Genomic DNA, 23,304 nt, shown 5'->3' on the forward strand with positions numbered 1-23,304 from the left:
AATAAATATCCGAAAGGGGTGAGAACATGTCTGATCTTGGGCAATTGTTGCGAAAAGCACGGTTGGAAAAAAAGATTTCATTAGAAGATTTGCAGGAAAGCACAAAAATTCGTAAGCGCTATTTGGAAGCGATTGAAGACGGTAATTACAAAATTTTACCGGGAAATTTTTATGTTAGAGCATTTATCAAAAGCTATGCCGAAGCGGTGGGGCTGGAGCCTAATGAAATATTAAGCTTATATCAAAATGTGATTCCCGCGGCGGAACCAGACCATATTGAACCTACTCGCTCCAAGAGAACGACGCGAAATACCGAAAGAATGGGCAAATGGGTTTCCACTGTCATGATGATTGCCTTTTTTGTTCTCATCCTGGGGATCATCTATTATTATTTAATCATGAATTATAATAGTAAGCCGAATGAAGCCAATCCTGTAAACGAACCGAATCGGGTCACGGATAAAGTGGATCCAAATGTCAATAGCGGCACTGTAACCACACCTGTTTACGACAAAAAGGCACCGACGGTGCCTGCTCCCCCGACTGTTCCTGTAGCTAAAACAGAGGTGAAGCTGGTCAAAAGTCAAGGAGGTACCGATTATTACGCGGTTACCAACGCAGATAAGCTAATGATCTCAATGAAGATTGTCGGCGACGCTTGCTGGATGCAGATTGATTCATTAGGAGAACCACGCGAAATGCTTGAGCAAGGCACCTTCACCAAGGGTAAGGAGCAAAGCTGGGAGATTGCCAATTCGGCTTTTATGATATTTGGCCGTTCCAATGCAGTTGAGCTGAATGTGAATGGTACCCTTATCGTATTAGGGGACACACCCAATGCCAAGCGGGTTCAAATCGATTTGCAAAAAGCGTAAGTCATTAATTATATAAAAAGGAAGTGTAACCATGGCTGACGAAAGTTTTTTTGATATTGCCTCGAAAATGGATATGCAGGAATTGAACAATGCGATTAATCAAGCGGAGAAAGAAATTATGACCCGATTTGATTTTAAAAATAGCAAAAGCAGTATCGCAGTTGAAAAAGATGAATTAGTTATTATCTCCGATGATGAGTTCAAGCTGCAAAACGTAATCGACATTTTACATTCCAAGATGGCCAAACGGGGAATTTCCTTGAAAAATCTCGAGTATGACAAAATTCAACCTGCTTCATCTCAGACCGTTCGGCAAAAGGTAAAGCTCAAATCCGGAATTGATCAGGATAATGCCAAAAAAATTAATATCATGATCCGGGATTCCAAGCTTAAGGTGAAAAGCCAAATTCAGGGCGATCAAATCAGAGTTTCAGGCAAAAGCAAGGACGATTTACAGCAGGTAATCCAGCTTCTTCGCAAGGCAGATCTGCCCCTCGATTTACAATTTTTAAATTTTCGCTAATATACATTTTTGACACTATTCATTCGGTTCGTTTATACTTGACCCATAGGCTTGATTTACTATTGGAGGATATGGATATGACAGAGAAAGTAAAAGTAGTTACGCTCGGCTGCGAGAAGAACCTCGTTGACTCCGAAATCATGTCAGGACTTGTTTTTGGACGTGGCTACGAATTAGTATCGGATAAGGAAGAAGCAACTGTAATTATAGTGAATACCTGCGGGTTCATTGATGCAGCAAAGGAAGAATCCGTTAATACCATACTGGACATGGCTGATTTGAAGCAGACAGCTAATTTGAAGGCATTGATTGTTTCCGGATGCTTGACTCAACGCTACAAAAAAGAGCTTTTGGAAGAAATGCCTGAAATAGATGGGATCGTAGGCACAGGGGATTTTGATAAAATCAATGAAATTATTGATGAGGCACTTGCTGGGAAAAAGCCGGTCTTGGTGGGGAACCCGGTTTTTAACTATGACAAGCCGCTTCCACGGCGTGTGACGACTCCTCGTTATACCGCTTATGTAAAAATTGCCGAGGGCTGTGACAATGCCTGTACGTTCTGCAGTATTCCAATCATGCGCGGTAAATTCCGCAGTAGAAGCATGGAATCCATTATTGCGGAAATTGAGCAATTGGCCTCACAGGGCGTTCGTGAAATCAGTCTGATTGCACAGGATTCCACGAATTATGGTACGGATTTGTATGACGGCTTTAAACTGCCTGATTTGTTGAATAAGGTTACGGAAGTAGCTGGTATCGAATGGGTCAGACTGCATTATGCATATCCGGGATTTTTCACTGACGAGCTGATCGACACCATTGCTTCTAATCCAAAGGTATGCAAATATGTGGATATGCCTTTGCAGCATAGTGAAGATATTATTTTGAAACGGATGAGAAGACCGGGCAGACAGCAGGATGCAAGAGCACTGATTGAAAAAATCCGTTCACGTATTCCTAATGTTTCTCTTCGTACATCGCTTATAGTAGGGTTCCCGGGCGAAACCGAGCAGGATTTTGAGAATTTGAAGCAATTTGTGACGGAAGTGGAGTTTGACCGCCTAGGTGTGTTTGCCTACTCACAAGAGCAGGATACACCAGCTGCCCGTCTGCCGAATCAGATTCAGGATGATGTTAAGGAATATCGGGCTAATACCATCATGGAAATTCAACGCAGTATTTCTAATATCCGAAACGGAAACCGGGTAGGCGAAACCGTTGATGTGTTGATTGAAAAGTATGACGGCAGAAATGATGTCTATATTGGTCGTTCCCAGTATGATGCTCCTGAGATTGATGGAGAGGTATTTGTAAAAGGGACACAGCTTAAGATTGGAGAGTTAGCCAAGGTTCACATTACCCACTCATTCGAGTTTGATTTGTCCGGGGAGGTTGTGGCATGAACCTGGCCAATCGGATCACTTTGGCGAGGATCTTTTTAGTACCTATCATTATGTTTTTTTTGCTTGTTAATTTAAAGTTTCCCCTAATTGAAATGGATCAGTTCACCATCACCTACAACCAAATAATTGCTGCGCTTATTTTCATCATTGCAGCTTGGACAGACGGTCTGGACGGATATATTGCCAGGAAACGCAAGCTGGTGACCAATTTGGGGAAATTGCTGGACCCCTTGGCTGATAAGCTGCTTGTATCTGCTGTGCTCGTATCTCTGGTGGAGATGGGCAAGGTCGGTGCATGGATCGTTATTGTGATTATTAGTCGTGAGTTTGCTGTTACAGGATTGCGACAGATCGCCTTGCTTGAGGGTCATGTCATAGCGGCTAGTAAATGGGGTAAATGGAAAACAGCAGCCCAAATTACAGCAATCATTGCACTGCTGATCAATAATTTTCCCTTTGCTTTCATTAACCTGCGCTTTGATTTATTTGCAAGCTGGGTCGCGGCTATCATAACCTTGTATTCGGGCCTTGATTATTTTATTAAAAACAAACATGTCATTAACTTTAACGAATAAACAGTAGGAGCTTCCTATTGTTTTTTTGTTCCATAAGGGAGGTAGTTTGGATGAAAGCTGAGATTATAGCAGTTGGCACCGAGCTTTTATTAGGACAGATTGTGAACACCAATGCTCAGTACTTAGCCCAGGGCTGTGCAGATTTGGGAGTAAGTGTGTACTACCAGACCGTTGTTGGTGATAATGAAAGCCGTTTGGCGGACGCCCTGCAAATTGCCAAAAGCCGTGCGGATTTAATCATTTGTACAGGCGGGCTTGGACCGACTCAGGATGACCTGACCAAGGATGCGCTTGCCGCTTTTCTGGGACAAAAGATAGTCATCCACCAGCCCTCAATGGATCATATCGAGCAAGTGTTTGGGTCAAGAGGCATTCATATGGTCGAAAGCAACCGCAGACAGGCGCTTATGCTGGAGAACAGTGATCCTTTGACGAATGATGTAGGAATGGCTGTTGGCATCGCTTTGACTCAGGATGACACTCACTACATACTGTTACCCGGCCCACCTAAAGAAATGAAGCCGATGTTCGATCGTTACGCAGCGCCCTGGATCGCATCGAAGATGAGCGGGGTGAATCCTTTATTCTCCAGGATGTTGAAATTTGCGGGGATTGGGGAATCTACGCTGGAACATGAGCTTTTGGATCTGATTCACGCACAAACAGACCCGACCATAGCTCCTTATGCCAAGGAGTCTGAGGTTACGATACGCATTACTACGCGCGCCTCTTCGCAAGAAGAAGCGGATATAAAGCTGGAGCCGCTGGAGCAGGAAATCAGAAGCAGGCTGGGAGACTACATATACGCCTCTGTAGACGTTCCTATAGAACGGGAGATCATTCGTATCATGCAGGAGCGTAAATTGATTCTGACAGCCGCTGAGAGCTGTACAGGAGGGCTCCTTGGCCACTTGCTGACTGCAGTCCCCGGGAGTTCTGCTGTATTCCGTGGAGGTATTGTATGTTATTCAAATATGTTAAAGAATAAGCTGTTGAATGTGCCGATGAGCATTTTGGAAGGTGTGGGAGCTCCGGGTGCTGTGAGCGCTGAAACAGCTGGTATTTTGGCAGAACAGATGCGACTTCAGGCAGACGCTGATTTTGCGGTTGCTATTACTGGTGTGGCGGGACCGGATGAATCCGAAGGAAAGCCTGTGGGTCTTGTTTACCTGGCTATCGCCTGCAAGGAAGGGCTGCCGATTCTGGAGCGGTTGCAGTTATCCGGAAATCGGGACAATATCAAGCTCCGTGCTGCAAAGGCGGCATTATACCAATTGTGGAAACGTCTGGTCGTTTGAGAGAGTCAGCATTGATAGAATTAGAACTTGAAAGCGCTCAGCCAATGTAATATAATAGAGGGAGCGGAAGAACCGTAACAATGGACCACATTTTGTTACGGTTTTTCTTTGGACCATAAACAGAATGTATGTTCGTAAAAATGCTTGGCAACACCATCAAAATAGGTTATTATTATACTTATCCAATACGGAAAAGGAAGTGAGTGTTTTGTCAGATCGGCGCGCAGCACTAGACAATGCCCTTCGTCAAATTGAAAAGCAATTTGGTAAAGGATCGGTTATGAAACTGGGTGAATCCGCCCATATGAAGATTGATGTTATTCCCAGCGGATCTTTGGCTCTTGATATTGCCCTCGGCATAGGGGGATTTCCACGTGGTAGAATTATAGAGGTTTTTGGCCCTGAATCATCAGGTAAAACAACAGTAGCGCTTCATGCTATTGCTGAGGTGCAGCGAGTAGGCGGAACAGCGGCTTTTATCGATGCTGAGCATGCACTAGACCCTGCTTATGCAAGCAAGCTTGGAATTAATATAGACGAGCTGCTGCTTTCCCAACCGGACACAGGTGAGCAGGCGCTGGAAATTGCCGAAGCATTGGTACGCAGTGGAGCTGTAGACATTATCGTTATTGACTCGGTTGCGGCACTGGTTCCTAAAGCGGAAATTGAAGGAGACATGGGAGATTCCCACGTGGGTCTGCAGGCACGGTTGATGTCACAGGCATTGCGTAAGCTATCCGGTGCAATCAACAAATCGAACACGATTGCTATTTTCATCAATCAGCTACGCGAGAAGATCGGTGTTATGTTCGGTAATCCGGAGACAACTCCGGGCGGAAGAGCATTAAAGTTCTATTCCTCCGTACGTTTGGATGTACGTCGTGTAGAGAGCATCAAGCAAGGTAATGATATGGTTGGTAACCGTACGAGAATTAAAGTAGTCAAGAACAAAGTAGCACCTCCATTCAAGCAGGCAGATATTGATATTATGTATGGCGAAGGTATTTCCAAAGAAGGAAGCATTATCGATATTGGTGCTGAGATGGATATTATTCAAAAGAGTGGTGCCTGGTATTCCTTCAATGGTGACCGGTTGGGCCAAGGTCGTGAGAACTCCAAGCAATTCTTAAAGGATAATCCGCAAGTAGCTGATATTCTTGAAAATAAGATTCGCGAAAACGCCAACTTGTCAGCGACCGTTGATCCCGACTTGCTAAATAACGAAGAAGATGATGAAGATTTGGAAGAAGTTGAATAAAGCGGATGAAGGGCACCTGACTCAGGTGCCTTTCGTTGCATTCGGAGTGATGAACCATGGATGAAGAAGAAAACGAATTGAATGAGCTACCTGTAAAAGAAGGAATAATAAGTAAGATAGAGCGACAAAAAAGAGCCAAGGATCGTTACAACATATATATCGAAGAGCAGTATGTGTTTTCTGTGCATGAGGATGTGCTGATCCAATACGGTTTGGCCAAGGGTATTGCGATCGATGAAAAAGAGTTGAAAGCGATTGTACATGCTCAAGACAAACAGCAAGCTTATTTGGATGCCATTCGTTTATTATCGTTCAGGCTCCGTTCGGAGCATGAGCTAAAGGGTCGCTTGCGACAAAAGAACTATGAGCTTCCCACCATTGAAGATACGCTGGACCGTCTTAGACGGGAGCAGTATATAGATGACTCCTTGTTTGCTGAACAGTTGACACAGCAGCGCATTCATTCAGCCAAGAAGGGACGTAATTGGATTAAACAGGAGCTTCAGCAGAAGGGGCTCAAATCTGAACATATTACAAGTGCGATTGGTCAAATTGACGAGCAAATGGAGTATAGCAATGCTTATAATCTAATTTATAAAAAATATGGTTCCAGTTTAAAGCCGGACGTTGATGTGCAAAATATTAAAAGAAAAGCTTATGCTCTGCTGCAACGAAGAGGCTACAATTCAAGTGTGACCTCACGTGCTGTCCGCGAATTAACGGATACCGTCAGTCGTGGAATAGATAATGAGGACTGGGAGATTGAATTTGAAGAATGAAATTCATTTGTGATATGAATAGTTAATAATGTAAACTAATCAGGCAGGAATCCTGATTTGAGTACGGATTAGCTTGAAAATTTGGCAGGAATTTAATAATTTCTACAAAGTAAAGCTTTTCTCATGTCATACACCTTGACAAGCTTCTTCGACAAAAGATAAAATGAGCATGTATAATTTTGTACAATCAACCTCTCTGTTATGCCTAAACAGGAAGGTTGGCAAAGTAAAATCGCCAATTTTTACTTTTCTTACTGCTTGTTAAACGGATTAAAAACCATACGACCCCCAAGCTTACCCCTTGGAGAAACAACGAGGAGGTGAACTGGATGAACATACATCCAGCCATCTGGATCTTAATCATTCTCGTTGTTGGTGCTATTTGCTTAGGGATTGGTTATTTTATCCGCAAGTCCATTGCAGAAGCGAAAATTTCAAGTGCTGAGCAAGCCGCTGAGCTAATCAAGGATGGCGCTAAAAAAGAGGCGGAGGCACTAAGGAAAGAAGCGGTTGTGGAGGCCAAGGATGAGATTCACAAGCTCCGAACCGAAGCTGAAAAAGACATTCGTGATCGTCGAAATGAATCACAACGACAAGAGAGACGATTGTTGCAAAAAGAGGAATCGCTGGATAAAAAATTAGAATCTCTTGAGAAAAAAGAAGAGCAAGTCGCCAACAAAGAGAAGCGGATTGAAGAAACCCAATCACACATTGACGAGATTTATAAGAACCAGGTTACCGAGTTGGAGCGTATTTCCGCACTGACCACAGAAGATGCCAAACAAATTATTTTGACCAATGTGGAACAGGAAGTTCGGCATGAAACAGCTCAATTGATTAAAGAGATTGAACAGCAAGCCAAAGAAGAAGGCGACAAGAAAGCCCGTGAAATCATCACGTTAGCTATCCAGAGATGTGCTGCTGATCACGTAGCGGAAACAACGGTATCGGTGGTAACATTGCCGAATGAGGAAATGAAAGGACGAATTATCGGACGCGAGGGTAGAAATATCCGTGCGCTTGAAACACTGACAGGGATTGATCTTATTATCGATGACACCCCTGAAGCTGTAATTTTGTCCGGTTTTGATCCGATTCGTCGTGAAATTGCCCGTACTGCCCTTGAAAAACTGGTTGCAGATGGACGTATCCATCCTGCCCGTATTGAAGAAATGGTTGAGAAGTCCCGCAAGGAAGTGGACGAACGGATTCGTGAATACGGTGAACAGGCAACCTTTGAAACCGGCGTTCATGGATTGCATCCAGACCTGATCAAGATATTGGGTAGATTGAGATTTAGAACCAGCTATGGACAAAATGTATTGAAGCATTCCATGGAAGTTGCCTATTTAACAGGATTGATGGCTGGAGAACTCGGGGTAGACGTGACATTGGCGAAACGTGCCGGTCTCCTGCATGATATCGGCAAAGCCTTGGATCATGAAGTAGAAGGATCTCACGTTGAAATTGGCGTAGAGATCGGTAAGAAATACAAAGAGCATCCAGTCGTAATCAACAGTATTGCTTCCCATCATGGCGACTGTGAAGCCACTTCGGTCATAGCGATGCTGGTAGGTGCAGCAGACGCTTTATCCGCTGCTCGTCCAGGAGCGCGTCGTGAAACATTGGAAACGTACATTAGACGTCTTGAAAAGCTGGAAGAAATTTCAGAATCCTTCGAGGGTGTTGAGAAGTCGTACGCAATCCAGGCAGGGCGTGAGGTTCGTGTCATGGTTCAGCCTGAAAAGGTAGATGATACAGAAGCTTTCCGATTGGCTCGTGACATTACGAAGAAAATTGAGAGTGAGCTGGATTATCCAGGACACATCAAGGTTACAGTGATTCGCGAAACGCGTGCCGTTGAATATGCTAAATAATAAAGAATTTCATACTTGATCAGAGAAAAGTGGCTGAATAAGCCACTTTTCTTTTGACTTGCAGAGCATTTACAAGTGCTGGCGAAGAAGAGGAGCTTGCATCATATGAGAATATTATTTATCGGGGATATTGTTGGATCAGTGGGACGTAAGGCTTTAAAAGCTTGCTTGCCAGGACTCAAAACGAAGCTGAATCCAACCTTTATTATTGCCAATGGTGAAAATGCAGCTGCGGGCAGAGGCATTACTTTACCGATTACAAAGGAGCTATTTGAAATGGGAGTTCATGGTATTACTATGGGCAACCACACCTGGGATCAAAAAGAAATTTTTGATTTTATCGATAATGAAGAACGTATGGTCAGACCTGCGAACTTTCCCAAAGGAACACCGGGCAGAGGGTATACGACAATTAAAGTGAAAGGTCACGAACTGGTCATTGTTAATTTGCAGGGCCGTACGTTTCTGCCACCTCTGGATTGTCCTTTTGAAAAAGCAGATGAAATCATAGATGCCGTGAAGAAACGGAATAAACATATTCTCGTCGATTTCCATGCAGAAGCGACCTCGGAGAAGCTGGCTATGGGCTGGCATTTGGATGGGAAGGTGTCGGCGGTTGTAGGGACGCATACCCACGTACAAACCCATGACGAGCGTCTGCTGCCATTGGGAACTGCATATGTGACAGATGTTGGCATGACGGGCCCGCGTGATGGGATATTGGGGATGGAAAAGGTAGCGGTAATGCAAAAGTTCAAAACACAGCTGCCTGTAAGATTTGTGGTGGATGAAGGAAAATGGCATTTTCATGCGGTGTGTATCGATCTGGACCCAACGACAGGACTGGCCAAGAAAATTCAGCTGATCCGCAAGGACGAAGATCAAATTCTGTTTGAATAGTCAAAAGAATTCTGTTTAAGATGACCGCTGCGGGGGAAGAGAAGATATCATCTTCGGGAAGATGGAATTAACGTGAAATGGCTGGAATAGGATAAATGGAAGCCATTCATCATTCCCGAGGAGGTACTTTTCATGGATGTATTAAAAGTTTCAGCAAAATCCAATCCAAATTCCGTAGCAGGCGCATTAGCGGGGGTGCTGCGTGAGCGCGGCGCAGCCGAACTGCAAGCCATAGGTGCTGGTGCCTTAAATCAAGCAGTCAAAGCCGTGGCGATTGCCAGAGGGTTTGTCGCCCCGAGCGGAGTTGATCTGATTTGCATTCCGGCTTTTACTGATATTGTAATTGATGGAGAGGACCGTACGGCCATCAAATTGATTGTTGAGCCCAGATAGTTAATTTATTCATGATAGAACGAGGAAGACGCCTGTTTACGTCGGTAAGCAGGTTTTTTTATGCCCAAAATTATTGTATTCGGGGGAGAAGCCGATGAAAATTATTGACGGACACTGTGATGTACTGTGGAAGATGTATGATAATCCGCGGGTCGATTTTTATGCTTCAGATGCAGGAGAATTGGATGTGACTTATGCGAAAATGGTAGAGTCCAATATCAAAATTCAATTTTTTGCGATTTATTTGGCTGAATCGATCCGGCAGCCCGTCTTTGAGCATTATCTCAAATACATAAATATTTTTTATCAGAGGGTGTTAAAGCCGGGCTTGCTGACGGTTATTAAAAATCAAGCTGATTTGGCTCGGGTTATGAGTGGAGGGGAGCGCGGTGCTATTTTGACTTTGGAGGGTGCTGATGCCATTCAGGATACCCCTTTATATACGCAAACCTTGTACCATCTCGGAGTTCGGATGATCGGGATTACGTGGAATTATGCAAATTGGGCGGCAGATGGGATTTTGGAGCCGAGAAAAGGCGGATTTTCAAAAAAAGGAAAAATGTTTATTAAAGAATGCAATAATTTGGGCATCCTATTAGATGTATCCCATTTATCCGTTCGCTCGTTCTGGGATCTGGCCGATACTTCGACCAAGCCTTTTGTAGCTTCACATTCCAATGCCAAGTCCGTATGTAACCACCCTAGAAATCTTGATGATGATCAACTGCTGGCTATAATCCGCCATTCAGGACGTATCGGCATGACCTTTGTTCCCTGGTTTGTAGGAGACAAACAACATGCCACTATTGGAGGGCTATTGAAGCATATTGAGCATATTTGTGCGCTGGGTGGAGCTGCTCATATTACATTAGGCTCCGATTTTGATGGTATTGACCAATGGATACCCGGACTTGAGCATGCAGGGCAATTCGATCAGCTGGCTCAGCATTTGAGCAAATATTATAAGGATGATACGATTGAAGGCTTTCTTCACGGAAATTGGCATCGATATCTGCAGAACAACTTACCGACTTATTAACCGTTTACATCTTTATTAGATATAGTTGGTTAATAAATTAATCTCAAACTGGTATGATTATCATCTAAAATAGCTATCTTTATATTTGATTATAATACTTGCTTTTTAACTCTTATCAGCATAGAATTTGAGTGATGACTGAAAGAATTTTTTTATCTATTTGTGAATTTTGTTTTAAGCAGATGAGCATGTAGGAACAATGTTTAGTGACATTTAAAGGAGTGGGCAGCGGTGATTAGCCAATTATCTTGGAAAATCGGAGGACAACAAGGAGAAGGTGTGGAAAGTACCGACAAAATATTCTCGACGGCATTGAATCGTCTTGGATATTATTTGTATGGGTACCGTCATTTCTCCTCAAGAATCAAGGGGGGACATACCAATAACAAGATCAGAATCAGCACAAAGCCTATTCGTGCTATATCTGATGATTTGGACATCCTTGTTGCATTTGACCAAGAAACAATCGATCTGAATGCTTTTGAGCTTCGCGATAATGGAGTTATCGTTGCGGATGCCAAATTTAATCCTGTTGTACCTGAAGGTGTAAAAGCACGTTTGTTCCCTGTGCCGATCACGGCTATTGCAGAAGACTTAGGAACATCTCTTTTCAAAAACATGGCTGCTTCCGGAGCATCTTGGGCGCTGCTTGGTTTGCCTTTGGAAGTATTTAATAAAGCGGTTGAAGAAGAATTTGGGCGTAAAGGCGCTGCTGTCGTAGAGAAAAATATCGAAGCGGTTCGTAAAGCGGCTGAATTTATTTTGGAACAAAATGGTGGACCTATGCTTGAATTCCAATTGGAGCCGGCAGACGGCAAGCAAAAGCTGTTCATGATCGGTAATGATGCTATTGGATTGGGTGCGCTTACGGGCGGCTGTAGATTCATGCCGGCTTACCCGATTACGCCGGCATCGGAAATTATGGAGTACTTAATTAAAACGCTTCCTAAATTCGGCGGCACCGTTATTCAGACGGAAGACGAGATCGCAGCTGTAACTATGGCAATTGGCGGCAATTACGCTGGTGTGCGTACGATGACCGCTTCAGCGGGTCCTGGTTTGTCCCTCATGATGGAAGCGATCGGCCTTGCCGGTATGACAGAAACTCCGGTTGTGATCGTAGATACACAGCGCGGCGGTCCAAGTACAGGTCTCCCTACCAAGCAGGAGCAATCCGATTTATATGCAATGATTTATGGAACACATGGTGAAATTCCGAAGATTGTACTTTCGCCGTCATCAATTGAAGAGTGCTTCTATGACACGATTGAAGCGTTCAACTTGGCTGAAATTTACCAGTGTCCTGTTATTTTGCTTACGGATCTTCAATTATCGTTAGGTAAACAATCCTGTGAGCTGTTGGATTTCAATCGGGTCAAGATTGAACGCGGAAGATTAATGACAGGTGAGCTGTCTCCAACGGAAGATAACAAGCTGTTCAAACGTTACGAATTTGCTGAAGACGGTATTTCGCCTCGTGTTGTACCAGGACAGAAATACGGAATTCATCATGTTACCGGCGTAGAGCATGATCAGGAAGGACGTCCGTCCGAGAGCACTGAGAATCGTAAAAGCATGATGGACAAACGGATGGAAAAGCTAAAGCATGTCAAGGTGACCAATCCGATCCTTGTTGATGCTCCACATGAAGAACCTGATGTGCTCATTATCGGTATGGGCTCGACCGGAGGTACCATTGATGAGGCTAGAGGACGCCTGACAGAGAAGGGTATCGCTACGAATCATGTAACGGTCCGTTTGATGCATCCGTTCCCTGCTGAAGAGCTAAGACCTTATATGGACAAAGCCAAAACCGTCGTTGTTCTTGAGAATAACGCTACCGGACAATTGGCTTCTTTGATCAAGCTGAACGTAGGCTATGCCGATAAAATCAAAAACTTGCTAAAATACAACGGTAATCCATTTTTACCGGCAGAAATCACAACATTTTGTCAGGAGTTGAACCTAGTATGGCAACGTTAAAAGACTTTCGCAACAATATCAAACCCAACTGGTGTCCAGGGTGTGGAGACTTCTCCATCCAAGCTGCGATTCAAAGAGCTGCTGCAAACGTAGGGTTGGAGCCGGAAGATCTTGCTGTTGTTTCCGGTATCGGCTGCTCCGGCCGTATTTCCGGTTATATTAACGCATATGGCTTCCATGGTGTTCACGGACGTTCGCTTCCTATCGCACAAGGTGTGAAGATGGCTAACCGTGAGTTGACCGTATTGGCAGCAGGTGGCGATGGCGATGGCTTTGCAATCGGTATGGGACATACTGTTCATGCGATTCGTCGCAACATCGACATCACTTATATCGTAATGGATAACCAAATCTATGGATTAACCAAAGGTCAAACCTCGCCGCGGAGCGCTGAAGGCTTCAAAACGAAAAGTACACCGGCTGGATCCATTGAATCCGCTCTTTCACCGCTAGAAGTAGCATTAGCTGCAGGTGCGACTTTTATCGCTCAATCCTTCTCAAGCAACCTGAAGCAGCTGACTTCTTTGATTGAGCAAGGCATGCAGCACAAAGGATTTTCCTTTATCAACGTATTCAGTCCCTGTGTTACCTTCAACAAGGTGAACACGTACGACTGGTTTAAAGAAAATATCGTGAACCTGGAGGAAACTCCTGACTACGATCCAACCAATCGTGTGATGGCTATGACTAAAATTATGGAGACTGGCAGTATGCTGACTGGCTTGATTTATCAAAACACAGCCAAAACCAGCTATGAAAGTCATGTTCCAGGGTTTAAAGAACAAGGATTGGCCAATCAAAATATTCAAATTACCGAAGAAGAATTTAACAAATTGGTGTCAGAGTTCAAATAATCCGATAAAGACTTTACAAGCATATGGCGATGCCGTATGCTTTTTTTGTCAATACTAAGAATTGAGGTGGTTTTCACATGAAACAAGTACCCATTGGTGTATCAGCCAGACATATTCATTTATCGGAAAAACACATCGAACAATTGTTCGGTGAAGGATATCAGTTACAGGTATTAAAAGATTTGTCACAGCCGGGTCAGTTCGCAGCTGCGGAAACGGTTGCGGTTGTAGGACCCAAGGGACGTTTTGACAAAGTAAGAATATTGGGACCTGCTCGCAGCCAAACTCAGCTGGAAATATCGCGTACCGATGCTTTTACTATAGGTTTGAACCCACCGGTTAGAGAATCGGGTCATATTGAGGGGACACCGGGGGTCACCTTGATTGGTCCTGCCGGTGAAGTAACGATTGACCACGGAGTTATTGTGGCAGCCAGACATATCCATTTTCATACCGATGATGCAGCCCAATGGGGGATCGTTGACAAACAGCTGTTGACCGTCAAAATTGATGGCGTGCGTGCACTTATACTCGAAGGTGTTGTAGCTCGTGTTTCCGATCAGTACGCATTGGATATGCATATTGATACGGATGAGGCGAATGCTGCAGGAGCCAAGAATGGGGATATCGCCTGGATCTTATCATGAAAATAAATTGAGTTTGGGCTCAGACTCATGATATAATATGTTGTCAAGGGTTCAAAATCTCTTTATTGTCAGGATAGAAGGAAGGTGCTCCATTGCCTAAAGATACAAAGTACTACGAAAAGTTTTTTCAGCCGCCCTCCCTTACGGACGCGAAGAAGCGGGGCAAGGAAGATATCAAGGTTCATTATGACTTTGTTATTCCCGATGACATGCAGCAGTTCGGGAAGGACAAGTATTATTTAATTCAAACCTACGGCTGTCAAATGAATGAGCACGATACGGAAACGATTATGGGATTGCTGGAGCAAATGGGCTACACCGCTACAGAAGATCGCCGTCAGGCTGATGTTATTTTGCTCAATACTTGCGCAGTTCGTGAAAATGCGGAAGATAAGGTATTTGGCGAGCTGGGACATCTTAAGCATTTGAAAGCTGAGAAGCCTTCACTTGTATTGGGTGTGTCCGGCTGTATGTCGCAAGAGGAAGCCGTTGTCAATCGGATTTTGCAAAAGCATCCTTTTGTTGATTTAATTTTTGGAACGCACAATATTCATCGACTGCCCGTTCTGCTGAAGGAAGCATTTTTCAGTAAAGAGATGGTCATCGAGGTATGGTCGAAGGAAGGGGACATTGTCGAGAACCTTCCCAAGAAGCGTGAAGGCATCAAGGCTTCCGTTAATATCATGTATGGCTGTGATAAGTTCTGTACGTACTGTATCGTCCCTTACACACGCGGTAAGGAGCGCAGTCGACTTCCCCAGGATGTTATTGCAGAGGTAAGGGAGCTGGCGCGGCAGGGTTTTCAGGAAATTATGCTGCTCGGTCAAAACGTGAATGCCTACGGGAAGGATTTTGAGGATAGCGACTATCGATTTGCGGATTTGATGGATGATATTTCCAAGATCGACATTCCGCGCGTACGATTTACGACCTCGCATCCACGTGATTTTGACGATCATTTGATAGAGGTGCTTGCGAAAAAAGGTAATTTAGTAGAGCAAATTCATCTGCCTGTGCAGTCGGGAAGCAATGAAATCCTGAAACGAATGAGCCGCAAATATACACGTGAGCATTATCTGAATCTGGTTGCCAAAATCAAACAGGCTATTCCGGGTGTAGGACTTACATCTGATTTTATCGTGGGATTCCCTGGTGAAACTGAGGAGCAGTTTGAAGAGACGCTGTCTCTGGTTCGTGAGGTTCAATTTGACGGTGCCTATACCTTTATATATTCCCCTCGTGAGGGTACGCCTGCTGCTGGTATGGTTGATGATGTGCCGATGGAGGTCAAGAAAAACCGTTTGTATCGCTTGAATGATCAATTGGCTCAGTTTAGTAAAGAGAACAACGAATGCTCGGTAGGCGAAGTACTGGATGTATTGGTTGAGGGTGAAAGCAAAAATAACCCTGATGTATTGGCAGGACGTACACGCAAAAATAAATTAGTGCATCTCGTTGGCCCCAAAGAATTAATTGGTAAAATTGTACCGGTAAAAATTACAGGCTCGCAAACGTGGTACATGAAGGGTGAATGGCTTCCAGCTTCTGCGGTTGCTCAGTAATGGATCAATAGCTAATCAATCATCTTTTCAATAAAAAAAGTAAGGAGCGTGACCGGCAATGTCTGGACATGACAACCACGACCATAATCACGACCATGATCAGGAGCATCTGCATTGTGATGAAATGGCACATTATACAAATACGGAATTAATTGTACGCGAGGATATTATGGCCAAGGCCAAAGAACTGGCAGAGCTGATTTCGACCTCCAACGAGGTGCAGTTTTTCCAAAAGGCTGAAATGCAGATTTCTTCCAACGATAACATTCAAGTACTGATCAGTGCTATCAAGAAGAAACAAAAAGAAATTGTTGCCTTTGAATCCTTCAATAATGCCAAGATGGTGGAAAAGATAGAAAAAGAGATCGTCGAGCTGCAGGATCAACTGGATTCAATTCCAATTGTAAATGAGTTCCGTCAATCTCAGGAGGATATTAATTACCTGCTGCAGTTGGTTATGTCCATCATTCGTGATACCGTTTCTGACAAGGTTGCTGTAGAAACAGGCGCTAAGTAAATGATGTTAATTATTAATGATATTAAATGAAAAGACCACTTTGCTGACCTTGGTTGGCAGGGTGGTTATTTCTTTTTCGGTATGAAAATATAAATTTAACTAATACTATGCAAATTAGGAGTCATAGAAATGATAGATGTGTTGATCGTATACCTGGTTTCTACCGTTATTGGCGAATTGTAACCTGTGTGCCAATCGATACCATAGAGGCCAACGCCAGTACATCCTGATTATACATGCGTACACATCCATGTGAAACCAGATGGCCGATTGATGCAGGATCGTTGGTACCGTGGATGCCATAATGCGGCCGGGAGAGGCCCATCCAAAATGCCCCGAACGGTCCGCCGGGATTGGGTACCTTGTTGATGATCGTGTACACGCCTACCGGAGTCTGGGTTAATACTTTACCAATGCCAATGGGAAAACCGCGTATGACCTTATTGTCATCAAGCAGATAGAGCATCCGATCCGATAAGTCGATGATGATTCGATTCATGTGCTTTCACTCCTGACCTATATAGTCGCCTTACAAATACCTTACATAAATGTCATAAGAGGTTGTATTTATTTTGCGTTTTCGCATTTTGATTTGCAAAATTCCGTCTTTGTATGAAGCTTTGCTTAACCGCGGGATGATTAGGCAGGGCAGTTTGATATTTTGTTTTTTTACAAGGGGACTGTCCTCAATGCTGACACGATCAGCTCTTGCTTTGACGATAGGGTTCGCTGGCTGTGGCAGCTTGAACTTGACGATGACATAATGATGCGTTTCGAATATTTCCGCTTTGTTTTTATACCTGCTCAGCACCCCGCTCACAGGCATTGTTTTCTTCAACATTTGCTGGACGTAGTCGTCCACCCATGAAGTATCAGTTAATGGAGACGTATCAGAGACGTCTGGAAGCTCTGGCAGCTTGGTTCCGAGCAAGGCTTCTACTTGTTTCCAACGGGATTGTGGACTGGAATTGCTGCTGTAAGACATTTCGTCACGCTCCTTTTCACCCATGTTTGCTAATAGGATATGAAGTGGACTGGGCAGATGACACAAGGAAATACAATAACCAAATAAGAAAAGGTAAAAGTGCCATCTGGGCGACGGCCTGCATACACTACGGTAAGCATGATGAATAAAGGAGCTTGCCGATGCCAGCGATTGTTGGAAACTTTAAAGTAGTTAACGTCGGACCTAGTTCGATCATTCAAATTGGGGATGCCATACAGCTTTCGCCGAGCAGCGTTTCCAAAACCTTTGCGGGCTCTGGTTCCTTTAATACAGGAGATTTTGCCAATACCCAAAATGCGGTAAGCAGTACCAATACGAACGATCAGGATGTGAATGATTCCAATACTACAGAAGTAGGCAATCAGGGGGTTGTATAAAATGAATCTAGTCGTGAATCAGCATATTGTTATACATCAGCTTCGTGTAGATGCTGTAACGAATTCCTCTGTCCTGCAGATTGGCAGTGCCGGGTTAATCAAGTCCTTATCCAATATATATAATACTGGCGGGTTTACGGGGCCTGCAGAGCAATTGGCTACTGCGGGTAATGAAATATCATTGGTTCCCTTGCCCAGTCCAACCTGATCGCAGGTAAAGCTGCTGATGATCGTAAATATAGGGTGCCGAGTCATTTATGGTATGCTGCTGCGTTTATATGGGCTAACACCCAGACGCGGCTTTTGGCATAGGATAGGTTAGGAGGTGTTAAGGATGTATGTAGGTTCACAATGGCAATTCCAGCAGTGGGTATCATACGCCAGACAGTTGCAAGCGCAGATGCAGGTGCAGATGGACAAAATGGACCGGCTCGAAAAGGCTGTAGCTGCACTGCAGACAGAATTAAAAGCCTGCAAGGAGCAGAAACGCATTCATATTGATAAAATCGAATATAAGTTTGACCAGCTTAAGGTGGAGAAGCTCGATGGAACGATGAATATCGGAATGTCTCCCGGAGCGCTTGAAAACCTTGCTGTGAATGGAGACAATGACGATAAAAGCGGTATCGTATCAGATACAGGTAACGCAAATGGATTGCAGATGACAAATGGTGTTCAGCCTTTCATGCCGCCGCTTGGGATCCGCGAGGACATTAGTAAGGAGCTCCAGCAATTCATGGTAGAGCAGGTGCCCAAGCAGATTGATTTGCTGCAGCAGCAAAGCGGCAAGCAGTTGGACGAATGGCACAGAAGGATGGTACAGCAGGACTTAAGCAAACAGCTTGATGGGCGGATGGACTATTATTTGCAGCAGATGAGCCAGGGTGTAACGGTGGATCAGGTCTCTTCGATCAAGGATTCCGTTATATTCCGCACTCAGCAGGATATCCGGTCAGCGCTTCAGCAATATTTTCAAAAAATGCCGACTAAAGGTGGAGAAGCCAAATGAATTTCCATGTTACCAACCATGCGTTGTGTGTAGGAGATGTTCGAATTATCGGGGTATCCAGCTCCTCTGTATTTCTCATTGGGGATACACAGACCATCATCTGCTCGTCCATATTCGATACGCCACCTGAAGCGGTATCCTCAGGTCCGTTAACGCCATTGCCTCCTGAAGTAGAGGAGGAAAAAACTGAATGAGCCGTTGGTCGGTAGTACGGCAAATGAAAATAAATAATATATCATTGGCGTCCATTTTACAAATCGGGGATAATGAGTCTATAAAGTCAAGCACCAAAGCGCTGGCGGTGCAGCGCCAGGTACCGACCTTTCTGGAGAATGAGGGGAATCTGGACGCTTATCAGTTATTCAGCCGCGTTATCCCCATCCCCGAGGTGTATGAGGAGGTGGACATGAAGGTGGATAATATATGTGATTCCATCCAAGTCAACTGTATTCGCGTGCTGGCAATCTCCGCCTCCTCTGTTTTGCAGATAGGGTCGAATAGCCAAATAGAAAATGAAACCAGAGTTAAGCATTTTCGTCAGTTTGTGACCGATAAAAAGGAGTGATCGGATGAATGAGCTGCTGGCCACACACTCACATCGTCCTTGGCCGCTGCCGAATGGACCTTGGGTTATGAAGCAAACCTGGGTTGGACTGCTGTTTGCCCATTGGCCGGTTCCCTATGAACAGCTGCGGCCAATGGTCCCCCAGGAGCTTGAGCTGGAAGTTTATGACGGTTATGCATGGGTGGGTGTAGTTCCATTTTCAATGGAAGGTATCCGAATGAGGGCAATGCCCGAAATTCCATATACCAATCAATTCGCCGAGCTGAATGTGAGGACGTATGTGAAGGTTGGAGACAAGCCGGGTGTGTATTTTTTTAGTTTGGATGCGGCAAGCAAGATAGCCGTCGAAGCGGCGAGACTGTTGTTTTACTTGCCCTATTACCATGCGGACATGGATGCCAAACAGGTTGCTGAGCACATTCATTACAAGAGTGTTCGTAAGGACAAGCGAGGCGCGCAGGTTGCATTTGACGGCAGTTATAGGCCGATTTCGGCACCTTTTCGAAGCACGAAGCAATCCTTCGAGCATTGGCTGACAGAGCGATATTGTTTGTACAGCATGAATGCGAATCGTCATGTTTACCGGGGAGATATCCATCATCTGCCTTGGGAGCTGCAGCTTGCGGAAGCAGAGCTCAGAACGAATATTATGGCCAGCGGACAAGGAATTCAATGTGCTGCCACAAAACCGCTGCTTCATTATGCCAATAAATTGGACGTGCTTATCTGGCCGCTCATCAAGGTTCTGTGAAAAAAAGTGGGCAAGTTCATTTGCAAAAATGCATACATTAACTTACAATATAAGAATAGCTTATATATGAATTGAGTTATGTTTTCGTTTGAAGGTTGAGTGGGGGCCTGATCACAATTCATTTAGCAAACACGACAGGAGGAAACCAATGTATGATTGATCATTCTTCTCAGCAAGGTGTCCAACAGCACACCCAATTATCAAAAACAAAGCTGCTCATGAAAATACTTTTTATGACGCTGGGTGCTTCTTTGGTCGCTGTAGGACTGGAAATTTTTCTCGTTCCGAACAAAATTATTGACGGTGGTATTGTCGGTATCTCGATTATTGCCTCGGCCTTATCCAGCTTGCCGCTCGGTGTTTATCTGGTTCTTTTTAATTTACCGTTTCTGTATCTCGGCTATAAGCAAATAGGTAAGACGTTTGCATTTTCGACTTTGTTTTCTGTCATTATCATGTCGATCGGTACTTCGCTGCTTCATCCAGTGGCACCGTTAACACTTGATCCGCTGCTGGCGTCCGTATTTGGCGGGATTATTATTGGTGTAGGCGTAGGATTGGTTATACGTTCGGGGGGATCCCTGGATGGTACGGAGATCGTTGCGATCCTGGTAAGTAAAAAAAGCCCGTTCTCAGTTGGCGAAATTGTCATGTTCTTTAACTTATTTATACTGGCAAGTGCGGGTTTTGTATTTGGATGGGATCATGCGATGTATTCCCTGATGGCCTATTTTATCGCTTTCAAAATGATGGACATCATCATCGAGGGCTTTGACGAGTCCAAATCGGTGTGGATCATAAGTGAAAGTTATCAAGCAATCGGAGATATCATTACAGCGCGGCTTGGGCGTGGAGTCACGTTTTTGAATGGTGAAGGCGGATTTACGGGTGATTCAAAAAGAATTATCTTTTGCGTCATCAACCGTTTGGAGGAAGCCAAGCTAAAATCGATCGTTGAGGAAGTTGACCCGCAAGCATTTCTGGCGATTGGTAATATTCATGACGTTAAAGGCGGCAGATTCAATAAGAAAGATATTCATTAATGAAATTGATATAAAGATGATCCCATGGGCTTCTGCCTGTGGGATTTTTTTGTTAAAACAAGCTTAGTATTGTGCAAATTTAGGTGATGATTGTGAATTTATCTATGCATGACACAGTTCTATAATAAGTTGCAGATGGCGAATTCATTTATTGTGGATTTAATAATGTATAGGAGGATGAACGATGGGGGATTTACAATTGTTAACGGATGCGCAGATGCGCCAGTTTGTTACGGAGGGTTATGTAATTTTGAAAGCGGATTTTGCTGATGACTTCCATGTGAAGCTGAGTGAAACCTTGGATCAGGTATACAAAGAGGAAGGTAATCCAGGTAACAATATTTTGCCGCGTATTCCGGATTTGGCTAAGGTATTCGATCATCCGGTGATCTCGGGCGCGCTTAGCAGTGTGCTTGGTGAAGATTATATGATGCATCCGCACCGTCATGGACATTTTAACCGAAACGCGGAAGCAGGTGGTTGGCACAAGGACAGCTATTGGGGACATTACAAAATGCGCAATCATCATCCCTGGTGGGCAATGATTTTCTATTATCCGCAGGAAGTGACGCTGGATATGGGGCCAACCGGAATTATGCCTGGTACACAGTGTTATCAAACCCGGACCTTTGCCGAAAATGAAACACAGGAAGAGCGGAAAGCGACTGGCCGTGCGGGAACCTTTGCCTTGGTGCATTATGATATATGGCATCGGGCCAATGCTAACATCGCTGGTAAGGATCGTTACATGCTTAAGTTCCAATTCATGCGCAGACTAGCACCTGCTAAAGCCAGCTGGGATCATCATGAGGATGCTGACACTTGGGTAAATCCGGAATCCTACACCTCTCCCATATATGAGCATGAAGTGATTTGGCGGGATACGTGGAATTGGCTGCTTGGCAAAGAGAATGATGTGACACTTAGTGATGCTTCGCAGGAGCAGCTTGCAGGCTGGTTGAGCGAGTTAGCAAGTGAAGATAAGGCGATTCGCGTGCGTGCGGCCGATCAATTGGGCTTGTCAGGTAATGGATCGAATGAAGTAATTAACGGCTTGACTCAAGCTTTGAAAGATGCCTTTGAGCCTGTGGCATTGAATGCTGCGTACGGATTGGCTCGTCTTGGCGAAGCGGGAATAGATGAATTGCTTAAGGCAGTACTAGATGATTCTGTTCACGTATCGCGTGCGGCTGCTTATGGTGCGTCAACAGCAGGCAAGGCGGCTGTAAAAGGGCTTATGCATATTTTGGATAGCGACAATGTTCAAGCAGTGGGCTGCGCGGCGTTTGCATTAGGCGAGATGGGGGAGGCAGCGGCTGAAGCGGTACCGAAGCTGGTGGAGCTTATGCATGCCCGGAATGAAATTGTGCGCAGGAACGCGGTCGAGGCGATTGGTCTCATCGGAAGTGCAACCGAGCCATCTGTTAAGGGACTTGAGCTTGGTATACAGGATGTGGACGACCAAGTGCGGTTTATGGCGGGGATGGCTCTGACCAAAATGGGCTCGAAGGCTCAAAACGCAATACCGGTTATTGCGCATGCTTTGAATGATGAGAACCGCTATGTACGTGCGACAGCAGTTGATGCTCTATATAGTATGAATACGGATAAGGCTAAGGATATTTTGTTGAAATTTCTGCGAGATTCCCGCTGGTGCGCAAGCACGACACCCAATAGCACCTTCTAGTGTAGATCATCAAAAAGCGGAACTGGTTGATAGCCCCTCCTGTTTGGCAGGCAGGGGCTGTTTCATGTGAAAAGGCTTGCCATCATTAACTAATATGCAGCCCCTTGCTATTGTGTCAGCAAATATGATATAGTCTAATTCGGTCAAGAGAAAATGCAAGCGCAGCGCTTGGCATATCGCTCAGACTGATAAAACGGTAATCCTCGTCATTACTTGTGAATAAGCGGTCGTGGTGGAACGGCAGACACGCTATCTTGAGGGGGTAGTGTCCCATGGACGTGCGGGTTCAAATCCCGCCGACCGCATTGTTAGACCCTATTAGAGAAATCCTTCTAGCACAAGGGTTTCTCTTTATTTTTGGGCGTCTGTGAACGGCGGGA

The 23,304-nt window shown here is 44.6% G+C and carries 26 protein-coding genes and 1 tRNA gene; 25 read left to right on the top strand and 2 right to left on the bottom strand.

Going from position 1 to position 23,304, the window contains the following annotated elements:
- The first annotated feature begins 26 nt into the window (after nt 1-26).
- The 16 genes from LRL21_RS20295 to LRL21_RS20370 all read left to right on the top strand — a co-directional run bounded on the left by LRL21_RS20295 (nt 27) and on the right by LRL21_RS20370 (nt 16,486).
- Nucleotides 27-875 (top strand): helix-turn-helix domain-containing protein, encoded by an 849-nt coding sequence (locus LRL21_RS20295; protein ID WP_240417603.1) that lies wholly within the window; start codon nt 27-29, stop codon nt 873-875.
- A gap of 31 nt (nt 876-906) precedes the next feature.
- Nucleotides 907-1,398, top strand: coding sequence for a YajQ family cyclic di-GMP-binding protein (locus LRL21_RS20300; protein WP_240417604.1), 492 nt, complete (start codon nt 907-909; stop codon nt 1,396-1,398).
- 77 nt (nt 1,399-1,475) lie between these two features.
- Complete coding sequence (gene rimO, locus LRL21_RS20305; protein ID WP_240417605.1) at nt 1,476-2,804, top strand: 30S ribosomal protein S12 methylthiotransferase RimO; 1,329 nt, start codon at nt 1,476-1,478, stop codon at nt 2,802-2,804.
- A complete protein-coding gene (pgsA, locus tag LRL21_RS20310) occupies nt 2,801-3,379 on the top strand; it encodes a CDP-diacylglycerol--glycerol-3-phosphate 3-phosphatidyltransferase (protein ID WP_240417606.1) in 579 nt (192 codons plus the stop codon). Before rimO ends, pgsA begins: the two co-directional genes overlap by 4 nt.
- A gap of 50 nt (nt 3,380-3,429) precedes the next feature.
- Entirely contained in the window at nt 3,430-4,677 is a 1,248-nt protein-coding gene (locus LRL21_RS20315; protein ID WP_240417607.1) for a competence/damage-inducible protein A, read from the top strand.
- A 208-nt stretch (nt 4,678-4,885) separates the two neighbouring features.
- Nucleotides 4,886-5,935 carry a recombinase RecA gene (gene recA, locus LRL21_RS20320; protein ID WP_275900821.1) on the top strand — a complete coding sequence of 350 codons (1,050 nt, stop codon included), beginning with the start codon at nt 4,886-4,888 and terminating at the stop codon, nt 5,933-5,935.
- Between the two features lie 56 nt (nt 5,936-5,991).
- On the top strand, nt 5,992-6,714 hold the full coding sequence (locus LRL21_RS20325) for a RecX family transcriptional regulator (protein ID WP_240417609.1): 723 nt from the start codon (nt 5,992-5,994) through the stop codon (nt 6,712-6,714).
- Nucleotides 6,715-7,043: 329 nt separating this feature from the next.
- Nucleotides 7,044-8,591: a ribonuclease Y gene (gene rny, locus LRL21_RS20330; RefSeq protein ID WP_275900822.1), complete on the top strand. Its 1,548-nt coding sequence runs from the start codon at nt 7,044-7,046 to the stop codon at nt 8,589-8,591.
- A 105-nt stretch (nt 8,592-8,696) separates the two neighbouring features.
- On the top strand, nt 8,697-9,491 hold the full coding sequence (locus tag LRL21_RS20335) for a TIGR00282 family metallophosphoesterase (RefSeq protein ID WP_076232930.1): 795 nt from the start codon (nt 8,697-8,699) through the stop codon (nt 9,489-9,491).
- 132 nt (nt 9,492-9,623) lie between these two features.
- A complete protein-coding gene (locus LRL21_RS20340; RefSeq protein ID WP_028597363.1) occupies nt 9,624-9,884 on the top strand; it encodes a stage V sporulation protein S in 261 nt (86 codons plus the stop codon).
- Nucleotides 9,885-9,978: 94 nt separating this feature from the next.
- Nucleotides 9,979-10,923: a dipeptidase gene (locus LRL21_RS20345; RefSeq protein WP_240417610.1), complete on the top strand. Its 945-nt coding sequence runs from the start codon at nt 9,979-9,981 to the stop codon at nt 10,921-10,923.
- 231 nt (nt 10,924-11,154) lie between these two features.
- Nucleotides 11,155-12,906: a 2-oxoacid:acceptor oxidoreductase subunit alpha gene (locus LRL21_RS20350; protein ID WP_240417611.1), complete on the top strand. Its 1,752-nt coding sequence runs from the start codon at nt 11,155-11,157 to the stop codon at nt 12,904-12,906.
- Complete coding sequence (locus LRL21_RS20355; RefSeq protein ID WP_091169653.1) at nt 12,894-13,760, top strand: 2-oxoacid:ferredoxin oxidoreductase subunit beta; 867 nt, start codon at nt 12,894-12,896, stop codon at nt 13,758-13,760. Before LRL21_RS20350 ends, LRL21_RS20355 begins: the two co-directional genes overlap by 13 nt.
- 77 nt (nt 13,761-13,837) lie before the next feature.
- The gene (gene pduL, locus LRL21_RS20360) at nt 13,838-14,407 is read left to right on the top strand and encodes a phosphate propanoyltransferase (protein WP_240417612.1); all 570 of its coding nucleotides are present in this window, start codon (nt 13,838-13,840) and stop codon (nt 14,405-14,407) included.
- A 92-nt stretch (nt 14,408-14,499) separates the two neighbouring features.
- Nucleotides 14,500-15,969, top strand: coding sequence for a tRNA (N6-isopentenyl adenosine(37)-C2)-methylthiotransferase MiaB (miaB, locus tag LRL21_RS20365; RefSeq protein ID WP_240417613.1), 1,470 nt, complete (start codon nt 14,500-14,502; stop codon nt 15,967-15,969).
- A 124-nt stretch (nt 15,970-16,093) separates the two neighbouring features.
- Entirely contained in the window at nt 16,094-16,486 is a 393-nt protein-coding gene (locus tag LRL21_RS20370; RefSeq protein ID WP_240417638.1) for a YlbF/YmcA family competence regulator, read from the top strand.
- Nucleotides 16,487-16,652: 166 nt separating this feature from the next.
- Here the strand turns inward: LRL21_RS20370 and LRL21_RS20375 are convergent, their stop codons facing one another.
- Nucleotides 16,653-16,985 (bottom strand): L,D-transpeptidase, encoded by a 333-nt coding sequence (locus LRL21_RS20375; RefSeq protein ID WP_240417614.1) that lies wholly within the window; start codon nt 16,983-16,985, stop codon nt 16,653-16,655.
- A gap of 30 nt (nt 16,986-17,015) precedes the next feature.
- Nucleotides 17,016-17,471 carry an Hsp20/alpha crystallin family protein gene (locus LRL21_RS20380; RefSeq protein WP_240417615.1) on the bottom strand — a complete coding sequence of 152 codons (456 nt, stop codon included), beginning with the start codon at nt 17,469-17,471 and terminating at the stop codon, nt 17,016-17,018.
- A 161-nt stretch (nt 17,472-17,632) separates the two neighbouring features.
- On the opposite strand from LRL21_RS20380, the gene LRL21_RS20385 reads away from it, so the two are divergent.
- The 9 genes from LRL21_RS20385 to LRL21_RS20425 all read left to right on the top strand — a co-directional run bounded on the left by LRL21_RS20385 (nt 17,633) and on the right by LRL21_RS20425 (nt 23,229).
- Nucleotides 17,633-17,869, top strand: a complete 237-nt coding sequence (locus LRL21_RS20385; protein ID WP_240417616.1) for a spore germination protein — start codon at nt 17,633-17,635, stop codon at nt 17,867-17,869.
- Nucleotide 17,870: 1 nt separating this feature from the next.
- Complete coding sequence (locus tag LRL21_RS20390; RefSeq protein ID WP_076232952.1) at nt 17,871-18,077, top strand: spore germination protein GerPB; 207 nt, start codon at nt 17,871-17,873, stop codon at nt 18,075-18,077.
- 126 nt (nt 18,078-18,203) lie between these two features.
- A complete protein-coding gene (gene gerPC, locus LRL21_RS20395; protein WP_240417617.1) occupies nt 18,204-18,878 on the top strand; it encodes a spore germination protein GerPC in 675 nt (224 codons plus the stop codon).
- Nucleotides 18,875-19,072, top strand: coding sequence for a spore gernimation protein GerPD (locus LRL21_RS20400; protein ID WP_240417618.1), 198 nt, complete (start codon nt 18,875-18,877; stop codon nt 19,070-19,072). The genes gerPC and LRL21_RS20400 overlap by 4 nt, the downstream gene beginning before the upstream one ends.
- Complete coding sequence (locus LRL21_RS20405; protein WP_240417619.1) at nt 19,069-19,443, top strand: spore germination protein GerPE; 375 nt, start codon at nt 19,069-19,071, stop codon at nt 19,441-19,443. The genes LRL21_RS20400 and LRL21_RS20405 overlap by 4 nt, the downstream gene beginning before the upstream one ends.
- A gap of 4 nt (nt 19,444-19,447) precedes the next feature.
- A complete protein-coding gene (locus tag LRL21_RS20410) occupies nt 19,448-20,194 on the top strand; it encodes a YqjF family protein (RefSeq protein ID WP_240417620.1) in 747 nt (248 codons plus the stop codon).
- A 152-nt stretch (nt 20,195-20,346) separates the two neighbouring features.
- Nucleotides 20,347-21,237: a YitT family protein gene (locus tag LRL21_RS20415; protein WP_240417621.1), complete on the top strand. Its 891-nt coding sequence runs from the start codon at nt 20,347-20,349 to the stop codon at nt 21,235-21,237.
- 184 nt (nt 21,238-21,421) lie between these two features.
- A complete protein-coding gene (locus LRL21_RS20420; RefSeq protein WP_240417622.1) occupies nt 21,422-22,924 on the top strand; it encodes a HEAT repeat domain-containing protein in 1,503 nt (500 codons plus the stop codon).
- A 223-nt stretch (nt 22,925-23,147) separates the two neighbouring features.
- Nucleotides 23,148-23,229: transfer RNA gene (locus tag LRL21_RS20425), tRNA-Leu, on the top strand.
- The last annotated feature ends 75 nt before the right edge of the window (nt 23,230-23,304 follow it).

Source organism: Paenibacillus periandrae (assembly GCF_022458865.1).
In the GTDB taxonomy this organism is placed as follows: Bacteria; Bacillota; Bacilli; order Paenibacillales; family NBRC-103111; genus Paenibacillus_S; species Paenibacillus_S periandrae.